Origin of the sequence: Vibrio mytili, assembly GCF_000830505.1 — a bacterium.
GTDB classification, from domain to species: Bacteria; Pseudomonadota; Gammaproteobacteria; order Enterobacterales; family Vibrionaceae; genus Vibrio; species Vibrio mytili.
In genome coordinates, this window is the sequence record NZ_JXOK01000061.1 from 1 (window position 1) to 16,386 (window position 16,386).

Here is a 16,386-nt window from a genome sequence, read left to right on the forward strand (position 1 = left end):
AACAATCTAAAGGCAAAACTAAATAGGTATTCATCTTTAAAAAAGATGAAATCCAAGACTAAAAATTAGCATCTATGTGTAAGACTAAATTTTAGTAACAATTTGTGGAGAGATGGCTGAGTGGTTGAAAGCACCGGTCTTGAAAACCGGCATACGTTAATAGCGTATCTAGGGTTCAAATCCCTATCTCTCCGCCACTTTTAAAAATTAAACCGCTGTTCTTACAGCGGTTTTTTTTCGCCCTAAAAATGTTTTGTACAAAAAAAGAGCTAAAGTCGGGTTGATGATAAGTAGATGTGTATATTTATGAAGGGTGTTAATGAAGTTATTGTACTTATTAGATGAATGGTTAACCCTGTCCCACAAAAAGCAGCAAATCAGACTACCGCTCACTGGCGCAGATCTACTTGATGATGTCTTTGTTAAGTATGAATTCGTCGATCTTACTAAGCCACTAATTTTCACCTTCTCTCCTTCCGGTACTGATATACAGGAACAGGACCTAGATGCGGATTTCAAACCTTGGGGTTATCAGTTAATCCAGTCATTTAACGTCAATATTATCTCCTTCCAACACTTAGGGAAGAACAACTGGTTCCGTAGTCGCAATTTGATTTTCTTTCTAGAGCAGTTATCTGAATTGTTGGGATCTTTTAATTGTCGTCTGGGTTATGGCCAGAGCTTGGGTGGTTTTGCCGTAGGTGCATTTTCCAAGCTACTCAAACTTAACCATATCCTGCTAGTTTCTCCTGTTAGTACTAAGAATAAGACGTTGGTGCCCTGGGATGATAGACCCAGCACAGAGCTGGCGCAAAAGTATGACTGGGAGAGCGATTATAGTGATCGAGAGTTGGGAAATGCGAAGGGCTATATTATCTATGATCCAACCAATCAAATCGATCGTCTGCATGCTGAGCGTTACCCAGAGTTAATTCATCTCAGGGTTATCGGTATGGGACACGGCACACAAACTGGACAAGGAAATAAATCAGATTTTTTTAACCTGGTGGCGGAGGAGTTCATCCGCCATCAACAGATAGATATTGCCCAATTTAATGAGCAAACAACGGCTTTGTTTTTAAAAGAGGATGAGTATCAGGGTTCCTGTTTCAAGGAAATCACACACACTAAAAACTAGATTTTTAACACAATTGCTAGGCGCAATTTAGATGGAGGATAAATGAAGTTACTGTACTGGTTGGATGAATGGTTGACACTTACTCGAGAAGACCAACAAACCAGATTACCGATGACTGGGGAAGACCTACTTGATGATGTCTTCGTTAAATATGAATTTGTCGATCTCAATAAACCGTTATTGTTTACATTTTCCCCTGCCGGTACGAATTTTCAAGTACAGGACTTACATTCAGATTTTGCGCCTTGGGGCTACAAGCTAGCCCAAAAACAGCATGTTAACGTTATATCTTTTCAACATCTTGGTAAAAGCAATTGGTTTCGCAGCCGAAATTTGATTTTCTTCCTTGAACAACTTTCAACATTACTGGAACCTTTCGAGAGCCGTCTGGGCTATGGGTTAAGTCGGGGAGGTTTCGCTGTTGGTGCTTTTGCCAAGTTACTTAGGCTGGATCAAGTGTTATTGTTTCATCCTGTGAGTACAAAAAATAAAGATATCGTCCCGTGGGATGACCGTTCGAGTACAGAACTGGCGCAGCAGTTTGATTGGAAGGGCAATTACCACGATCTCGACCTTGGTGATGCTAAAGGTTATATCATTTATGATCCAACAAATGACATTGATAAACGTCATGCAAAACGCTATCCAGAGCTAAAGCATCTTAGAGTATTTGGAATGGGCCATGGTACTCATGCAACGTATTTGAGTAAGTTTGGGTTTTATAAGCAAGTGGCTGTCGACTTCATCCGTCACCAGCAAATAGACATTGCCCAATTCCGCCACCAAACTAAAACACTACGCTTAAAAGAGGATTATTATCAAAGCCTCAACGAAGCGAATGGTTATTCTAAACATCGACTTGGGCTCCTGAGTAAGGCTCACAAGGTGTTGCGTGAAGAGAAAAAAGAGCACGTAAAGGAGCATCAAGCGCAAATTGATATTCAGCCTTTAGTGGATATTGCTATCAAGCATCAGGAAGAAAACCCTAAGGATGCGGTAAAGCTACTGGAAGTCGCGCAACAATTAGCGCCAGGCGATCCTGTTGTAGAGCACAAGCTACAGCAGTTGTCATAAATATTTATGACGGATAAATCACCGTTGGTAGAAGCAATGGTGAGTATTGATGAAGTGCATTGAACACAGTTATTTATACCAATCGTAGTAAATAACTGGTCATTCTAGCTTGTTAAAATACTCGATAACTTCGTTGCCTTTTTCGTTTATAAAGTAGGTTGATTGTAGAATAACTACTTATCGAAAAATAGCGCCTTGTTCTCAAGCATTTTTCCTACGCTATTTCTGATCACTTATTTACTGTGATTGGTATTAGCTAATGAGACAGAAAGCATAGGCATCTCACTTCGGAACTTCGAATACAAAAAAGCCCAAGCGTCACGTAGCTTGGGCTTTCTAATATGCGAGTATAGAACAGTGTTGTTAGAACTCTTTTGGAGCAAACCCTGTCATCACATCTAGACGCAGTTCTTTGCCAACTTTTGTCAGCGGGTGAACAATCACAAGGCCGCGAACGCGCTTCTTGAGCTTACCAATATCCGCCTGTTCTTCTTTGGTTATTTCACGAGAAAATGGCATATCTAACAGGCTCTTACGCTCTTTATTTAGCTCGTAACTCTGCTTATGTTTCAATTGATTAAGCTTTTTCGTTAACTGCTCAACTTCGTCAGTAAACTTAGAAATCATTTCGTGATCACCGCGAGTCCGAGCTGCATCGAGTTTACGTTGGCAGTTATCTACGCGGTTGTGCAGCTTTTGAATATCAGTTTTAATGCTCATGGTAATTTGACTCAATTCTTAAATAGTGGCGGATTATAGCATAGCTAAAATTCTTCGCTCTATTATCCTATATTTAGTTGATCAATTCATTCCCTGAGGTTTGCCCAGAGAAGTACGCTTCTACGTTATTAAGTGTTACAGTCGCGATGTTATGCAAGGCTTCATGTGTTAGGAACGCTTGATGTCCAGTAAACAGGACGTTGTGACAAGCAGATAAACGACGGAATACGTCGTCTACAATGACATCATTGGATTTATCTTGGAAAAAGAGTTCTTTCTCATTGTCGTATACGTCTAAACCGAGTGCCCCTATTTTACCTTGCTTGAGAGCCTCAATGGCTGCCAGTGAATCGAGTAGTTCTCCTCGACTGGTGTTAATGATCATGACACCATCTTTCATCTGTTCAAAGGCTTTAGTATTGAGCAAATGGTAATTTTCCTTACTCATAGGACAATGTAGAGTAATAATGTCGGCATTGGTATACATCTCTTCAAGAGAGCAGTAGCGTACACCTAATTCTTTTGCTTGAGGGTTTTCATAAGGGTCATGGCACAATACCTCCATGCCAAGGCCTTTAAAAATACGAATAGCCGCGACGCCAATTTTCCCGGTACCTATCACACCAACCGTTTTACCGAAGAAGTTAAACCCGACCAAGCCTTCTAGTGAAAAGTTGGCATCACGGGTACGTTGATATGCTTTGTGCAGTCGACGGTTTAAGCACATCATTAGCCCGACTGCGTGCTCTGCTACAGCTTCAGGAGAATAGGCTGGAACACGCATAACTTGTATTCCTAGCGCTTTTGCGGCTTGTTGATCAACTTTGTCGAAACCCGCGCATCGCATCGCTATGAGCTTGGTACCTCCCAACGCCAATTGCTTTAACACTTGCTCAGATAAATCATCGTTAACGAAGGCACATACGACTTCACATCCGTGTGCCATCTTGGCGGTTTTTTTGGTCAAGCGGAAGTCGTGATAATGAAATTCAAAATCTCGGTCATTTTTTGCTTTATTAAACGAGTGTTCGTCATAAGACTTAGCACTAAAAAAGGCAATGTTAATCATAACTTTCTCTCTATTTTTTTATAAATTTATAAACGGATTTACACTGGTTATCGTTCAGCATCTTTGCGTTTCTACACGGAGAAGATAACTCTTTTTACGTTGATTCTTGATAATCAGTTTGCTTTGTTATCACCAACTGACTAGCATAACGACTTCTTGTATTTCCTTTTAGCTTGTTTGATTAGGCGTTCTGACAATGTCGGTAAAATGGTGTTCTTTACTTTTGTGTTGTGCATTTGTATCTGGTGCTCATGCCGCTGTTGATCTCGTAAAAGTTGATAAATCGAAACGCAGAATGTATTTGATGGATAATGGTGTCACTATTAAAGAGTACCGTATCGCATTAGGTGCAAATCCGAAAGGGCACAAACAAGAGCGTGGGGATAATCGAACGCCAGAAGGAAGCTATACACTCGACTACGTGTTCGATGATTCTGCTTACTATCGTTCTGTGCATATCAGCTACCCAGACGCTATCGATCGCCTCGAGGCGCACCGCCAAGGCGTTGACCCTGGTGGAGATATCAAAATTCATGGCCTAAAAAACGGCGAAACTCAAGACCCTAACTTTATTCAAAGCTTTGATTGGACTAACGGTTGTATCGCCATTACTAACGAAGAGATGGATGAATTCATCAAACTCGTCAAAATGGGAACACCCATTGCTATCGAGTGGTGATTGTGTTGCTGACAGCCCCATTAACGTGATGCCCGCTACAGGAATCGATCGGGATAATCGGTAAAAAAGCCATCTAGTTGCGGGAGATGCTTCAGCTTGTTTGGATTGTTAACGGTGTAACACATCACTTTGACCCCTGACTGTTGCAGTTGCTTAATTTGGCGTGCGCGAATCCAATTAATGTTTAAGTTGCAGTACTCGGCACCTACATCTTCTAACAGTTTTTTGTCTTTTCTGGTTAAAAATTCACTAAGTACTGCTAAGCGGAAGCCTTTACAGTGCTTGTGGAGTGCTCTAATCACGTCATGGTTAAAGCTAGATAGCAGAATATTTTCGTCTGAAAGAGGACCGTCGGTAAGAACTTGCTTGAGGATTTGGGCTACTTCCTCTGTTGGATGGCGATCCACTTTGACTTCAATATTCAAATTGAGGTCATGTTTGGCCGCTAATTCCAGCAGTTCTTTAAGGGTCATAATCCGCTCACCTGAAAACGCACGATCAAACCATTCGCCAAAATCGAGAGTTCGCAACTCATTAAGTGTGAGTTCATCGACTCGTCCCTGCCCATTGCTACAACGGTTCACTGTATGATCATGGCAAACCACTAAAATCTTATCTTTTGTAGGTTGTACATCGACTTCTACCCACGTTAATCCAAGATCAATGGCTGCTTGAACACTGACTTTGGTGTTTTCTGGGTAGTGCCCTGCGACTCCGCGGTGACCTATCAACAGCGTATTCATTAGACTATTCTTATTCTTTGAATGATGAACAGATTGTACGCCTTATTTTCTCTTTAAATAACCTCAAAATTCATAGTGTAAATGGTTGCTAGCGATACGCCTAAAGCTTGGACTTACGTTAGTATCCATCAGGAAGTGAGGCAGCAAAGTACGCTTGTATGTGATGGGCGCGTATTAAGAATGAGCAGAGTAGATTACTGGCCTATTATGTCGAATAAAATTTCTGGCTTGGTAAAGAATTCTAAGTAATATAAATGAATTGGACATTTATGCTCTTATTGTTCACTTGTTTGGGTAAAACGGTGAACTGTTTTTCAGGGGCAATGAAATTATCAGGGAGAGGAAAATGAAAATCGGTGTCATTGGTGCTGGAGCGGTAGGTGTCGGCGTGTGTAACTACTTGCTGACATTAGGTAGCCTGAGCGAGTTGGTGTTGTTAGACCAAAATTTAGAACGAGCGGAAGGTGAGGTGTTTGACTTTCGTCATACAGCGGCATTAACGTTTTCAAAAAATACCCGTATTGTGCCCTCGAACGATTATCTCGATTTGTTGGGAGCCGACATTGTCGTTATCACCGCTGGGGCTCAAATCAAACAAGGTCAATCGCGTTTAGATATAGCGGAAATTAACGCAAATATTGGCGTAGATATTGCTCGTAATATTGAGAGAGTTGCTCCTAAGGCTGTGCTTATCGTTGTCTCCAACCCTTGCGACATTGTGACTCACTTTATCACTGCTAACACAAGCTTTGCATCAAGTAGAGTGATCAGCAGTGGCTGCGTTATAGACACGGCTCGTTTAATGAGTATCGTTGCTAACCGAGTTGACTTGGATCCGAAGAATATTTTCGGTTACGTGTTGGGCGAGCACGGTAGCCATTGCTTTACCCCAAAAAGCTTGATTTCTATCGCTGGACAGCCTGCCGATTATTATTGCGATACGCACAATATCAAACGCATTGACGCTGATGAGCTGTTAGAGTCAGTCAAGCAGGCGGGATTTGAAATATTTCGTCGCAAACAAAATACTGTGCATGGTATTGCGGCGAGTGTATTTAGAATTATTCAAGCGGTGATGATCAACGAACGCTCTGTTTTGCCTGTGGGTACAATGATGTCAGGTAAGTATGGTCTAAGTAATGTCGTGCTAAGTTTGCCGACTGTTGTTGGAAAAAATGGGGCCGAATCGGTTCTCACTCATCCGTTTACGGGGGATGAGCTTAAAACACTCCAATCAATAAGTCAGAATTTGAGACAGGTTGTTGAAGATGTCGCGAAATCAACCGGATTAAGTTGCTAAGCAGGAAATCATTACGAGAGTACAGCAGTACCTAGACATATCTATTTGCGAGCTCACTCTCGGAATCGCTCAATATTCAGACCCTATCTCTCCATTAAGCTTGGATGAGCGACAGAGAGCGCAAATACGCCAATGTCCTCATCCGATTCCAAGATCCTATTACATGCATCGCACTCATATAAAAAGCATACAATATTTAGTTGTTCAATTTATAAATGAGTAATAAAATGCAAATCGTTTTTATTTGTATTTTGGTTTGTTATGTCGCGAGTTTTGATCATAGATGACGATGCTTCTCTTTGTGAGCTATTGGAAGCCGTTCTTCAGGATGAAGGCTATACCGTACATGCAATGCATTGTGGTGAAAGTGCCTTGCAGTATATGGAAAAAGCCCCAGTAGACTTGGTGTTACTGGATGTCATGCTTCCCAACTTGAGCGGAATACAGGTTGCACGGCGAATATGTCAGCGGTTCGCTACACCTATTTTAATGCTTACTGCACTCAATGATGAAGATTCGATGCTAGATGGTTATCAGGCGGGAGCGGATCAATATATCGGCAAGCCATTTAACGTTGCAGAGCTATTGATGCGCATCAAAGCAATGCTTCGACGGGTTGGCTTAGAGCGACAAAGGCAAACCATCAGTAATACTGTTCAATGCATGAGTGATAACTTGGATAGTTTACCGTTGACGAGTACCGAAGCGGATTTATTAAGTTATTTAGTCAAAAACCAAGGTATTGTCGTCTCCAAAGCGGAGCTACAAACTGAAGTGCTGAAAAAAGACCTTAGCCCGTTTGATCGCAACTTAGACATGCATATCAGCAACATACGCAGAAAATTAGTCGAAGCCGGCCTGTCTAAACAACGTATTAAAACCTTTAGGGGTAAAGGCTACAGCTATTTAGATGCCGTAAACATCTAATGATTCGATTCTACACGGCTTATATTGCACAGCGAAAAGATCGTTTAGCTTTCAAACTATTTAGTTATATGTCCGTCATTGTGATCAGTATTTTGCTCCTTCAGGCATTGGCTGAGCAAGCAATGGTTAAAGCTATGCTAAAAGTACCGGATAGCCTTAAAATTGAAATGCTCGATCTTGCTCATCAGGCCAATGTTCTCATTCGGTATGGGGACATGGATGAGATTGCGGATTGGCACGCGCCCAGAAATTTCGTGTTTTTGTTCTGGATGATCAACTACAACCACTGACTCATCGCCAAATGCATCCTCACTTTGAATTTAAGCTTCAATTTAGAAGAAGCCTCGATACACAATTAGAAGGAAGAGTTAGTCAACCTATCATCAGCATTCCCTTAGTAAACAACAATAATTTAGCGATTCAAATTCCTCACCAACTGCATCCTGCAAACGATTTTGTGCTGTACTTTTCTATTATAAAAGTCGTTATTGCTGCCGTTATTTTAGCGCTGTTTTCATTACTGATGGCACGTAACTTACAGCAACCATTGGACCGATTGAGAGAAGCGAGTAAAAAGTTATCCAACGGCGACTTTAATGTCAGCGTAGTGAAGGAGTTGAAGTCGACGACGACTGAGTTCAACGAGCTTGCTCAAGATTTTGATCACATGACAGAACAAATTCGACTTCTGACCAGAAAACAAAGGCTTTTGATTCGTGACGTGTCTCATGAGCTCAGAACGCCACTCGCAAGGCAGAATCTAGTCTTACATTTGCTTAAAAAGCGTGTCGGGTTAGAAGAGCAAGCCTTAGTACATCGACTTGAAGAAGAAGCAGAAGATCTGAATAGTTTGATACGCGAGATCCTTGAGTTCAGTCGGCTTGAAAATACTCGCTACAACAATACCGGAGCAGTGATTGATTTAGAAAACCTTATCACGCCACAAGTCGAGCGTTACAAAGTCGATTTAAAGCCACAGCAAACATTGACCTTAATTTCAGACGTTTGTGATACAAACGTATATTGTGATGAATTATTGGTCGTACGTTGTATGAATAATGTGATTGGTAACGCGATCAAATATTCGGGAGAGCAAGCCGAGATAGTGGTGTCATTAGCCAATCACGTCAACGATGGGCAACATTATGTTGTGTTGTCGGTCTCCGATGATGGACCTGGGATTCCCGAACATAATCTGCGGGATATTTTTGACCCCTTTACGCGTTTAGATCAATCGAGAAACAAAAAGTCAGGTGGTTATGGTTTAGGTATGGCGATTGTTAAGGAATCGATGCGTATTATGGGAGGGCAGGTTTTGGCTCGAAACCGCTCGAAAGGCGGATTATGTATTTCACTTTTATTCAAACAAAAATAGTGAACGGCCAACTCTTTTTTGTGATTAATGTCACAGTGAGAGACTCTGTTTATCGAGAGTGCTTTACAAAAGTTGGCAAATGCAAAGAATGTAAATTTAATGCAAATGGTAATAATTATCACTTATATTCACCCGCGAAATAATTGAGCGGATATACATCAAGGGAGATGTGTATTTCGAAAAAATTCGGAGTGAAAGGATATGTTAACTAAGAGCCACCTGGCGTTAGTGATCGGTGCGGTGCTGGCAGCACCTGTAATGGCTGAAGTTCAAACAGATGAACATCTTGTGGTCGAAGGCCGAGAGTTCGGTTACAAGGCGGATACAAACAGTACCGCAATGCGTATGGAGATGACGCAACTTGAAACCCCGGGGCAGGTTGCAGTGATTGATGAAACTGTGATTGATGAACAACGAGCAAGCACACTGGGTGAAGTACTGCGCAACGATGCAAGTGTTAGCGCTGGTGGTACAAGTCGAAACCGCGAGCGGTTCTCTTTACGTGGGTTTGAATTGAGCAGCTCGGATGGTTTCTTAAAAGATGGACGTCAACATTGGTCTCATTACCGCCAGCCGATTGAGCTCTTGGAGCGAGTTGAAGTGCTTAAAGGTCCATCTGGATTGCTTTATGGTAAGTCTGAGCCCGGTGGTCTGGTTAACATGGTATCGAAGAAGCCGACCGCGAAAACTCAAGCTAGTTTGAGTCAAGATCTTGGATCTCATGATCGCTCTCGCACAGTATTGGATGTAAGCGGTGCATTGAACCAAGACGAAACCCTAAGAGCTCGCGCTATTTTCGCCAAAGAAAGTTATGGCTCTTCACGCCGATATGGGGATGGTACAGAGCCCGAAACAGACCGTATGGTCGGTGGCGTAATGGTTGACTACGATGTTACCGATACCATTATGGTATCCGCCCATTACGATCGTTCTGAAGACAAGGGTAACGTGGATTCGGGCGCTTATGTTATTGGTGACAAAGCGGTTCGCGGTGATAAGTATATTTGGGATGCTCAGTGGTCGAAGATTGACAACGAAGTCGAAAACTACGGTGTCGACATTAATGCACAAGTCACGGACAACGTAAACGTTAAAGCGGGTGTCAACCGCCAAGATTTTAAGCGCTTTGATGTAGAGTCTTACCCACGTTATGACCAATATGAAGAAGATGGAACAGTAAAGCATAAAGGCAACGAACGTACTGATAACTGGGTGTTTGACACCGCCTACGTTGATGTCACGACAAACTATTCAATTTTGGGGACGGATAACACACTTCTCGTTGGTGCTAACTACCTCGATTACAAATATGACCGCTTTATGGCTTTTCATGATGGTGAATATGTTCCTGCTGGACAAACAGTAACAAGACCAAGTACCACCAGTTCGCGCAAGTGGCCGACGAGTGAGTACGATACCTGGGGTATCTACGCACAGAATATGATGACCATCAACGATTACTGGCAGGTATTAGCGGGCGTTCGTTACGACGAAAGAAGCACTGACGAGCTGACTGAAAATCAAGTATCACCAAAGTTTGGTTTGATTTTCCATCCAAGCAATAACGGTTCTGTCTATGTACAGTACTCTGAGAGCTTCATGCCACAGGGTAAAGTCAATGATGATAGATATACAAACGATGGTGAAGAGCTTGATGCTGAACGTGGTATCTCTTATGAGATCGGAACTAAGTGGGAATTGTTCGATCAGCGTTTGTTTGTGTCTGGTGCGCTATTTGATATCACACTAGAGAATATTGCTCTTGACGTAGAAGACGGTTTTGATGTTGCTGGTGACTTAATGTACAACAGAACTCAAGATGGTGAGCAAGTTCATAAAGGCGCTGAGTTTATTGCTCAAGGTTTTGTTACAGAGGCGTTATCGTTAACCGCTTCTGCTATGTACTTGGACGCTGAAATTAAAGAGAGTGCAGAATACAAGGGTAATCGTCCTGCTGACGTTCCTGAGTTTGCCGCAAGTCTTTGGTCTAGCTACAAAGTCCAAGAGAATACCAATGTGAATCTTGGTTTGATTTACGAAGGTGAGCGCTACGGAGACGCAGCGAACACCTTTAAGAAAGACGGGTATGCGCGTGTTGATATGGGCGTGTCATACAAACACCAGTACGATGAAAACTTGGATATCGTGACTCGGTTCAATGTTGAGAACCTGTTCGACACCGACTACCTAGCGGGTGGCGGTAGCACGAATAGCCAACAAGATGGAGCAAGCGGTGTAGTGATTGGCGAAAGCCGAAATTACATGGCGACGATTCAGTTTAAGTACTGATAACAAATTGGCTTAGCGAAGGGGAAGGGCATCTTCCCCTTTGCTCGTTTTTAGGAAATTACATTAAAACTCGTATGAATCTAATGAAATCAAGTATCGCACTATTGATCTCATCGGTTTTGATTCCTGCTCACGCGGAGAATCTCAACGATGCACAAGCAGTGCAGAGCAAAACTAACCGAGCCTCTGCGGTCAGCCAGAACCGTATTGATGCAAGCGCAGAAAAAGCGTTGACGTTAGAGTCTGAAATTGAGCAATTGCAAGAAGAAGTGAGCAACTTGGAAATCTATCGAGACCACCTTGCAAGTCTCGTAGAAAACCAAAATCAGGAAGTTGAAAACTTAAATGAGCAAATTGATCAGATAGCTCATACGCGTCAGGGTGTTGTACCACTGATGTATCACATGCTTGATGGTTTAAAAACGATTCTGGCGAATGATAAGCCAATTCGAAAAGCGCAACGTGAAGAGCGTATCGCTAAACTCGATGAAATGATGACTCGCGCAGATGTCGCCGATGCAGAAAAATTTCGCCGTATTCTAGAGGCGTACCAAATAGAGATGGACTACGGAACGAAACTTGGTGTGTATCAAGGGAAGATCGAACTCGCGGCCAACGAACGGGTTGAGGCAGACATCTTATATTTAGGTCGTGCAACTTTAGTGGCACGGAGTCTATCAGGAGAAACCTTTTGGAGCTGGTCCCAGCAGCAGCGAGAGTGGCAGCCAGTCTCCACCGATCAAAAAGTGGAATTGGACAAAGCATTTGCGATGGCAAACAAGCAAATTGCGCCTGATATTCTTACCTTACCGGTATCGCTGAGCATTGCGGAGGGCAAATAAATGATGAAAAGACTATTATCTATTGCGTTGATATCCATCGCAGTAATGACTTCTCATGCATCATTTGCTGATTCGCTAGTACAGAAAGCTCAACAAGAAAGTCGTCAACAACGCACGCACAACGCGGAACGAGAAGCTGGCTTCAAACGAACAGAGCAGGAACTACAAGCGCTTAAAAACCGTCTAGTATCAGAGCGCGCTGCGATTCAAGCTGAAGCAGATTCTTTGAGTACATCTTTCAGCGAGAATGAAGCGCAGCTAGCCCAACTGGAAGAAAAGCTCCGTTTGGAATCTGGCAGTTTGGGTGAGTTGTTTGGGGTCGTACGTCAAAGTGCCAAGGAGCTAGATTCTGAACTAAAACAATCTGTTACCAGTGTAGACGCAAATTCTTATCAGGACGATATTGACGCAATAGTTACCGCTAAATCTCTACCGACGCTGCCTCAGTTGAATGCAATGTGGCACAGCATGGAAGAGCAAATTAAAGCCAGTGGTGAACTTGCTCATGTCTCTTTTACTTTGTTAGATGGCGAAGGCAGAGAGCAAACCGTTGATGGTGTGCGTCTAGGTGCGATGGCATTATTGAGTGACAATGGATACGTGAACTGGAACGGACAACGTGGCGATGCAGTGAACTACCTTCGCCAGCCAGACAATGGCCCAACCGCTCAGACATTGAGTTCGGGTGACGTAGATGCGGTTGTCATCGACCCATCGCGCGGCACGCTACTAGAGCAATTAGCTCACTCTCCGACATTACAAGATCGCATTAGCGCTGGTGGTGTCGTGGGTAAAATTATCCTTGGTTTGCTTGCTATTGGTTTAGTGATTGCTTTGGTTCGCGGAGCATCGCTAGTTATTGCACGGCAAAAAATTGCAAAACAGTTGAAGACCCCGGAGCAGGCCGGTGATAACCCACTTGGTCGAGTACTGAGCGTTTATCAAAAAGACAAGCACCGCAGTGTTGAAGCGTTAGAATTACGCCTGCTTGAAGCTGTGGTTGATGAGCAAACGCATTTGGAAAAAGGCCTTTCCATGCTCAAGTTGCTTGCTGCGCTTGCGCCAATGCTGGGTTTGCTTGGTACCGTAACGGGTATGATTGAAACGTTCCAAGTGATTACTCAGTTTGGCAACGGGGATCCGAAAGTCATGGCGGGTGGTATTTCAATGGCCTTGGTGACGACAGTGCTTGGTTTGGTGGCTGCGATGCCATTGCTTCTAGCGCACAACGTCTTGAGCTCTCAGGCCGAAAGTATCCGCAATATTCTTGAGAAGCAAGGTATTGGGTTGGTTGCCGAGCAGGCAGAACAGGACCTACCGCAAGACAGAAATAATGCGAACAACAGAGCGGAGCACGCAGCGTAATGGAGCAGATCCTACTCAACACATTGGGTTTGATCAGTCAGGATTGGGCCACGACTTTGATGAGCTTTATGCAGCAAGGTGGCCAAATTCTCTGGTGGTTGGCAGCGGTTGTTGCGGTGTGCTGGTTACTGGTAATGGAGCGTGTGATCTATCTTACCTCCGTATTTCCTAAGGTAAAAAAGCAGCTCCGAGAGCAATGGCAATTGAGATCTGATCACCACTCTTGGTACGCGCATCAAATCCGCGAAGGATGGGTGGCAAAAGCGAAGATTGAACTACGCCAAAATCTGTCAACCATCAAATTACTCGTGGCAATCTGCCCAATGCTTGGCCTACTTGGGACCGTTACCGGAATGATTACCGTTTTTGATGTCATGGCTTCTCAGGGAAGCAGCGATCCCAAATTGATGGCATCGGGTATTTCTCTTGCTACCTTGCCGACAATGGCCGGCATGGTAGCCGCGTTAGCGGGGATGTTTATTCATGCTCGTTTAAGCAAAGTATGTGAGCGCAGAGCTATTCAATTAGAACAATCTTTAAGGAGTCAGAAGTGAGACTCGGACGCAGACCTAATCAACAAGACGAAGCACAAGTCGATTTAACATCCATGTTGGATATCGTCTTTATTATGTTGATTTTCTTTATTGTTACTAGCTCATTTGTGCGTGAATCTGGGGTCGAAGTGAATCGCCCACAAGCATCAAATGTCGTGAGCCAGAAAGACGCAGGTATCTTTATTGCTGTAACAGCAGCGAATGATATTTATATCGATAAGCGATTGGTGGATGTTGAACGTGTTGAGGCTTCGATTGAACACTTACTGCTTGACCAGCCCGACGCGACATTAGTGATTCAAGCGGATGAGCATGCCTATAATGGTACCGTTGTGAAAGTGATGGATGCGGCAAAAGGCGCGGGTGTGAAAAATATCGCGTTGGCGGCGGAGGCTCCTTAATGGCAAGGCTGTTTATTGCGCTACCACTGTCCTTATTGATTTCAGTGAGTCTGTTTAGCTTCATGGCATGGATGGTCGACAATGGCAACAAACGAGTGCCAGAGGCAACAGAGGCGGTGCGTTTTGACATGGTGATGGTTGAAAATGAAGCCGAACTTCAGCGCCGTCAACGCTCTGTGCCTGAACAGCCAAAGCCGCCACAAGCCCCAGAACCTATGGATCTCTCTCAGGCGCAAACGCAAGTTGAAGCGATGAGTCAGGTTACGCCAATCAGTGCTTTAGGTTTAAACACTGCATTAGATGGCGTCGCAATCAGCGCCCCAAACCTAAAAGGTACGATGAGCAATCAGCAGGCTATGCCTTTGCATCGTGTTGAACCTCGTTACCCGAGCCGGGCATTAAAACGCAAGGTCGAAGGTTATGTTGTTTTGCGCTTTACAATCGACGAGGCTGGACGTCCAAGAGATATCGAAGTGATTGAGGCTGAGCCAAGTCGTATGTTCGAGAGAGAGGCGATACGTGCCGTCAAAAAATGGAAATATCAGCCAAAAGTTGAGAATGGTGTGTCAATTGAGCAGTTCGGACAAACCGCAAAAGTGGAGTTCAAGTTAGCAAAATGATGAAAAAATTCTTAATCGCTGCGCTGTTGATCGTCAGCACTTTTACCTCGGCCGCGGATGAATTGAGTCAGTATACCGCAGTGCGAGTTCAGCGGGCATACAGCATGGCTCAAGAAGACAATCTTAAAGAAGCCATTTCAACACTTGAGGCGCTCGAATTATCGAGAGCCTATGACAAAGCGTACGTTGCGCGTATGCTTGGGATCTTTTATTGGCAAGAGCAGCGGACTCAATCTGCGATTAAGCAATTGCGTCAAGCGGTTGACAGCGAGTTACTGCAAGATGATCAAGCTTGGCAAACGCGCAAAATGTTGGCCGATATTTTGTTGAACGAGCAGGCCTATTCAAAAGCACTGCCACACTACTATGCGTTGAGCCAATCCATACCTAAGGGCCAAAAAGGCGATGACATTTGGTTACGCATTGCTCAGTCTCATTATCAGCTAAGTCAGTGGCAGAAAGTGCTATCTGCCATGGCGCGCTACGAAAAATATGGAAAACGAGACGAGTTAGGTCCACTGTCAATTAAGCTGTCTGCTGAAATGGAACTGAAAAAGTGGAAGCCAGCCATTGGTACCATTAAGCGTTTGATTGCGATTGACCCTGAAAAGCTTGCGTGGTGGCGTCAACTCGTTGCATTAAATATGCGTATTAATGACAACAAGCGTGCACTTGATGCGTTGGCTTTGGCTAAGCTAAAAGGTTTGAACCTAAGTCAAAATGATCTAAAACTGCTTGCTCAATTGTATGGGAGTCGTGGGATACCGGAGCGGGCGGCGTTAGTGATGAATGAGCTTGTCGATGTAAACTCCAATAGCACGCTTAAAGCGCAGCAAGCCACGTATTGGCAAATGGCAAAAGAGTGGGAGAAATCGATTGATAGTTGGCAAGTCGCTGCCAAACTTAACTCAAAGTACTACTGGAATTATTCCCAATTGCTAGTGCAAGAAGGGCACTATAAACAGGCGCTTGCTGCATTAGACAATGTTCGTGGCCGTCGAGCTGATGTGGCGTTAGTCAAAGCTCGCGCTTACTACAAACTGAAACGCTTTGATGATGCACTCGCAAACGCGAAAAGAGCGCATGAGATTAAACCTTCCGACCAAACACAAAGCTGGGTGAAGTATTTGACCCAACTGCGCAAAGTAGGTGGAACCCAAAATTCGTAATACCTAATATTAAGTCACTGTTTCATCGAGACCTGAGCATTCGCTCGGGTCTTTTTTTTTTCTAACATTCGAACCTGCATCTCCTCAATGTAAACAATGTAAATTAAATGCCAATACGAAT

Annotated in this window: 15 protein-coding genes, 1 tRNA gene and 1 pseudogene; 14 read left to right on the forward strand and 3 right to left on the reverse strand. The window is 43.7% G+C overall.

What is annotated here, in order from left to right; translation table 11 throughout:
- The first annotated feature begins 106 nt into the window (after positions 1–106).
- From SU60_RS15325 to SU60_RS15335, 3 genes are all read left to right on the forward strand, one after another.
- Positions 107–197: transfer RNA gene (locus tag SU60_RS15325), tRNA-Ser, on the forward strand.
- Positions 198–319: 122 nt separating this feature from the next.
- Positions 320–1,138 (forward strand): hypothetical protein, encoded by an 819-nt coding sequence (locus tag SU60_RS15330; protein WP_052481548.1) that lies wholly within the window; start codon positions 320–322, stop codon positions 1,136–1,138.
- A gap of 42 nt (positions 1,139–1,180) precedes the next feature.
- Positions 1,181–2,212, forward strand: coding sequence for a hypothetical protein (locus tag SU60_RS15335; protein WP_041156285.1), 1,032 nt, complete (start codon positions 1,181–1,183; stop codon positions 2,210–2,212).
- 363 nt (positions 2,213–2,575) lie between these two features.
- Here the strand turns inward: SU60_RS15335 and SU60_RS15340 are convergent, their stop codons facing one another.
- Entirely contained in the window at positions 2,576–2,932 is a 357-nt protein-coding gene (locus SU60_RS15340; RefSeq protein WP_041156286.1) for a YibL family ribosome-associated protein, read from the reverse strand.
- Between the two features lie 73 nt (positions 2,933–3,005).
- Positions 3,006–4,001: a 2-hydroxyacid dehydrogenase gene (locus SU60_RS15345; RefSeq protein ID WP_041156287.1), complete on the reverse strand. Its 996-nt coding sequence runs from the start codon at positions 3,999–4,001 to the stop codon at positions 3,006–3,008.
- Between the two features lie 196 nt (positions 4,002–4,197).
- Here SU60_RS15345 and SU60_RS15350 point away from each other — a divergent pair, with 196 nt between their 5' ends.
- Complete coding sequence (locus SU60_RS15350; protein ID WP_041156288.1) at positions 4,198–4,680, forward strand: L,D-transpeptidase family protein; 483 nt, start codon at positions 4,198–4,200, stop codon at positions 4,678–4,680.
- A gap of 35 nt (positions 4,681–4,715) precedes the next feature.
- Here the strand turns inward: SU60_RS15350 and SU60_RS15355 are convergent, their stop codons facing one another.
- Complete coding sequence (locus SU60_RS15355) at positions 4,716–5,423, reverse strand: glycerophosphodiester phosphodiesterase family protein (protein ID WP_041156289.1); 708 nt, start codon at positions 5,421–5,423, stop codon at positions 4,716–4,718.
- Between the two features lie 346 nt (positions 5,424–5,769).
- On the opposite strand from SU60_RS15355, the gene SU60_RS15360 reads away from it, so the two are divergent.
- The 10 genes and pseudogenes from SU60_RS15360 to SU60_RS15405 all read left to right on the forward strand — a co-directional run bounded on the left by SU60_RS15360 (position 5,770) and on the right by SU60_RS15405 (position 16,265).
- Positions 5,770–6,723 carry a lactate/malate family dehydrogenase gene (locus tag SU60_RS15360; RefSeq protein WP_041156290.1) on the forward strand — a complete coding sequence of 318 codons (954 nt, stop codon included), beginning with the start codon at positions 5,770–5,772 and terminating at the stop codon, positions 6,721–6,723.
- 261 nt (positions 6,724–6,984) lie between these two features.
- Positions 6,985–7,650, forward strand: a complete 666-nt coding sequence (locus SU60_RS15365) for a response regulator transcription factor (RefSeq protein WP_041156291.1) — start codon at positions 6,985–6,987, stop codon at positions 7,648–7,650.
- Positions 7,651–7,718: 68 nt separating this feature from the next.
- Positions 7,719–9,025 (forward strand): annotated as a pseudogene (locus SU60_RS15370) (histidine kinase sensor domain-containing protein).
- A gap of 201 nt (positions 9,026–9,226) precedes the next feature.
- Positions 9,227–11,314 carry a TonB-dependent siderophore receptor gene (locus SU60_RS15375; protein ID WP_041156292.1) on the forward strand — a complete coding sequence of 696 codons (2,088 nt, stop codon included), beginning with the start codon at positions 9,227–9,229 and terminating at the stop codon, positions 11,312–11,314.
- A gap of 74 nt (positions 11,315–11,388) precedes the next feature.
- Positions 11,389–12,156 carry a DUF3450 domain-containing protein gene (locus tag SU60_RS15380; RefSeq protein WP_041156293.1) on the forward strand — a complete coding sequence of 256 codons (768 nt, stop codon included), beginning with the start codon at positions 11,389–11,391 and terminating at the stop codon, positions 12,154–12,156.
- Entirely contained in the window at positions 12,157–13,521 is a 1,365-nt protein-coding gene (locus SU60_RS15385; RefSeq protein WP_041156294.1) for a MotA/TolQ/ExbB proton channel family protein, read from the forward strand.
- Positions 13,521–14,075, forward strand: coding sequence for a MotA/TolQ/ExbB proton channel family protein (locus SU60_RS15390; protein WP_041156295.1), 555 nt, complete (start codon positions 13,521–13,523; stop codon positions 14,073–14,075). Before SU60_RS15385 ends, SU60_RS15390 begins: the two co-directional genes overlap by 1 nt.
- Entirely contained in the window at positions 14,072–14,476 is a 405-nt protein-coding gene (locus tag SU60_RS15395; RefSeq protein ID WP_041156296.1) for an ExbD/TolR family protein, read from the forward strand. Before SU60_RS15390 ends, SU60_RS15395 begins: the two co-directional genes overlap by 4 nt.
- A complete protein-coding gene (locus SU60_RS15400) occupies positions 14,476–15,096 on the forward strand; it encodes an energy transducer TonB (RefSeq protein WP_041156297.1) in 621 nt (206 codons plus the stop codon). The genes SU60_RS15395 and SU60_RS15400 overlap by 1 nt, the downstream gene beginning before the upstream one ends.
- Positions 15,093–16,265 (forward strand): tetratricopeptide repeat protein, encoded by a 1,173-nt coding sequence (locus tag SU60_RS15405; RefSeq protein WP_041156298.1) that lies wholly within the window; start codon positions 15,093–15,095, stop codon positions 16,263–16,265. Before SU60_RS15400 ends, SU60_RS15405 begins: the two co-directional genes overlap by 4 nt.
- Positions 16,266–16,386: the final 121 nt, after the last annotated feature.

Bases quoted from the DNA above. Each gene is read 5' to 3' on its own strand.
- SU60_RS15330 (WP_052481548.1), top strand. From the start codon at position 320: ATGAAGTTATTGTACTTATTAGATGAATGGTTAACCCTGTCCCACAAA.
- SU60_RS15335 (WP_041156285.1), top strand. From the start codon at position 1,181: ATGAAGTTACTGTACTGGTTGGATGAATGGTTGACACTTACTCGAGAA.
- SU60_RS15340 (WP_041156286.1), bottom strand. From the start codon at position 2,932: ATGAGCATTAAAACTGATATTCAAAAGCTGCACAACCGCGTAGATAAC.
- SU60_RS15345 (WP_041156287.1), bottom strand. From the start codon at position 4,001: ATGATTAACATTGCCTTTTTTAGTGCTAAGTCTTATGACGAACACTCG.
- SU60_RS15350 (WP_041156288.1), top strand. From the start codon at position 4,198: ATGTCGGTAAAATGGTGTTCTTTACTTTTGTGTTGTGCATTTGTATCT.
- SU60_RS15355 (WP_041156289.1), bottom strand. From the start codon at position 5,423: ATGAATACGCTGTTGATAGGTCACCGCGGAGTCGCAGGGCACTACCCA.
- SU60_RS15360 (WP_041156290.1), top strand. From the start codon at position 5,770: ATGAAAATCGGTGTCATTGGTGCTGGAGCGGTAGGTGTCGGCGTGTGT.
- SU60_RS15365 (WP_041156291.1), top strand. From the start codon at position 6,985: ATGTCGCGAGTTTTGATCATAGATGACGATGCTTCTCTTTGTGAGCTA.
- SU60_RS15375 (WP_041156292.1), top strand. From the start codon at position 9,227: ATGTTAACTAAGAGCCACCTGGCGTTAGTGATCGGTGCGGTGCTGGCA.
- SU60_RS15380 (WP_041156293.1), top strand. From the start codon at position 11,389: ATGAATCTAATGAAATCAAGTATCGCACTATTGATCTCATCGGTTTTG.
- SU60_RS15385 (WP_041156294.1), top strand. From the start codon at position 12,157: ATGATGAAAAGACTATTATCTATTGCGTTGATATCCATCGCAGTAATG.
- SU60_RS15390 (WP_041156295.1), top strand. From the start codon at position 13,521: ATGGAGCAGATCCTACTCAACACATTGGGTTTGATCAGTCAGGATTGG.
- SU60_RS15400 (WP_041156297.1), top strand. From the start codon at position 14,476: ATGGCAAGGCTGTTTATTGCGCTACCACTGTCCTTATTGATTTCAGTG.
- SU60_RS15405 (WP_041156298.1), top strand. From the start codon at position 15,093: ATGATGAAAAAATTCTTAATCGCTGCGCTGTTGATCGTCAGCACTTTT.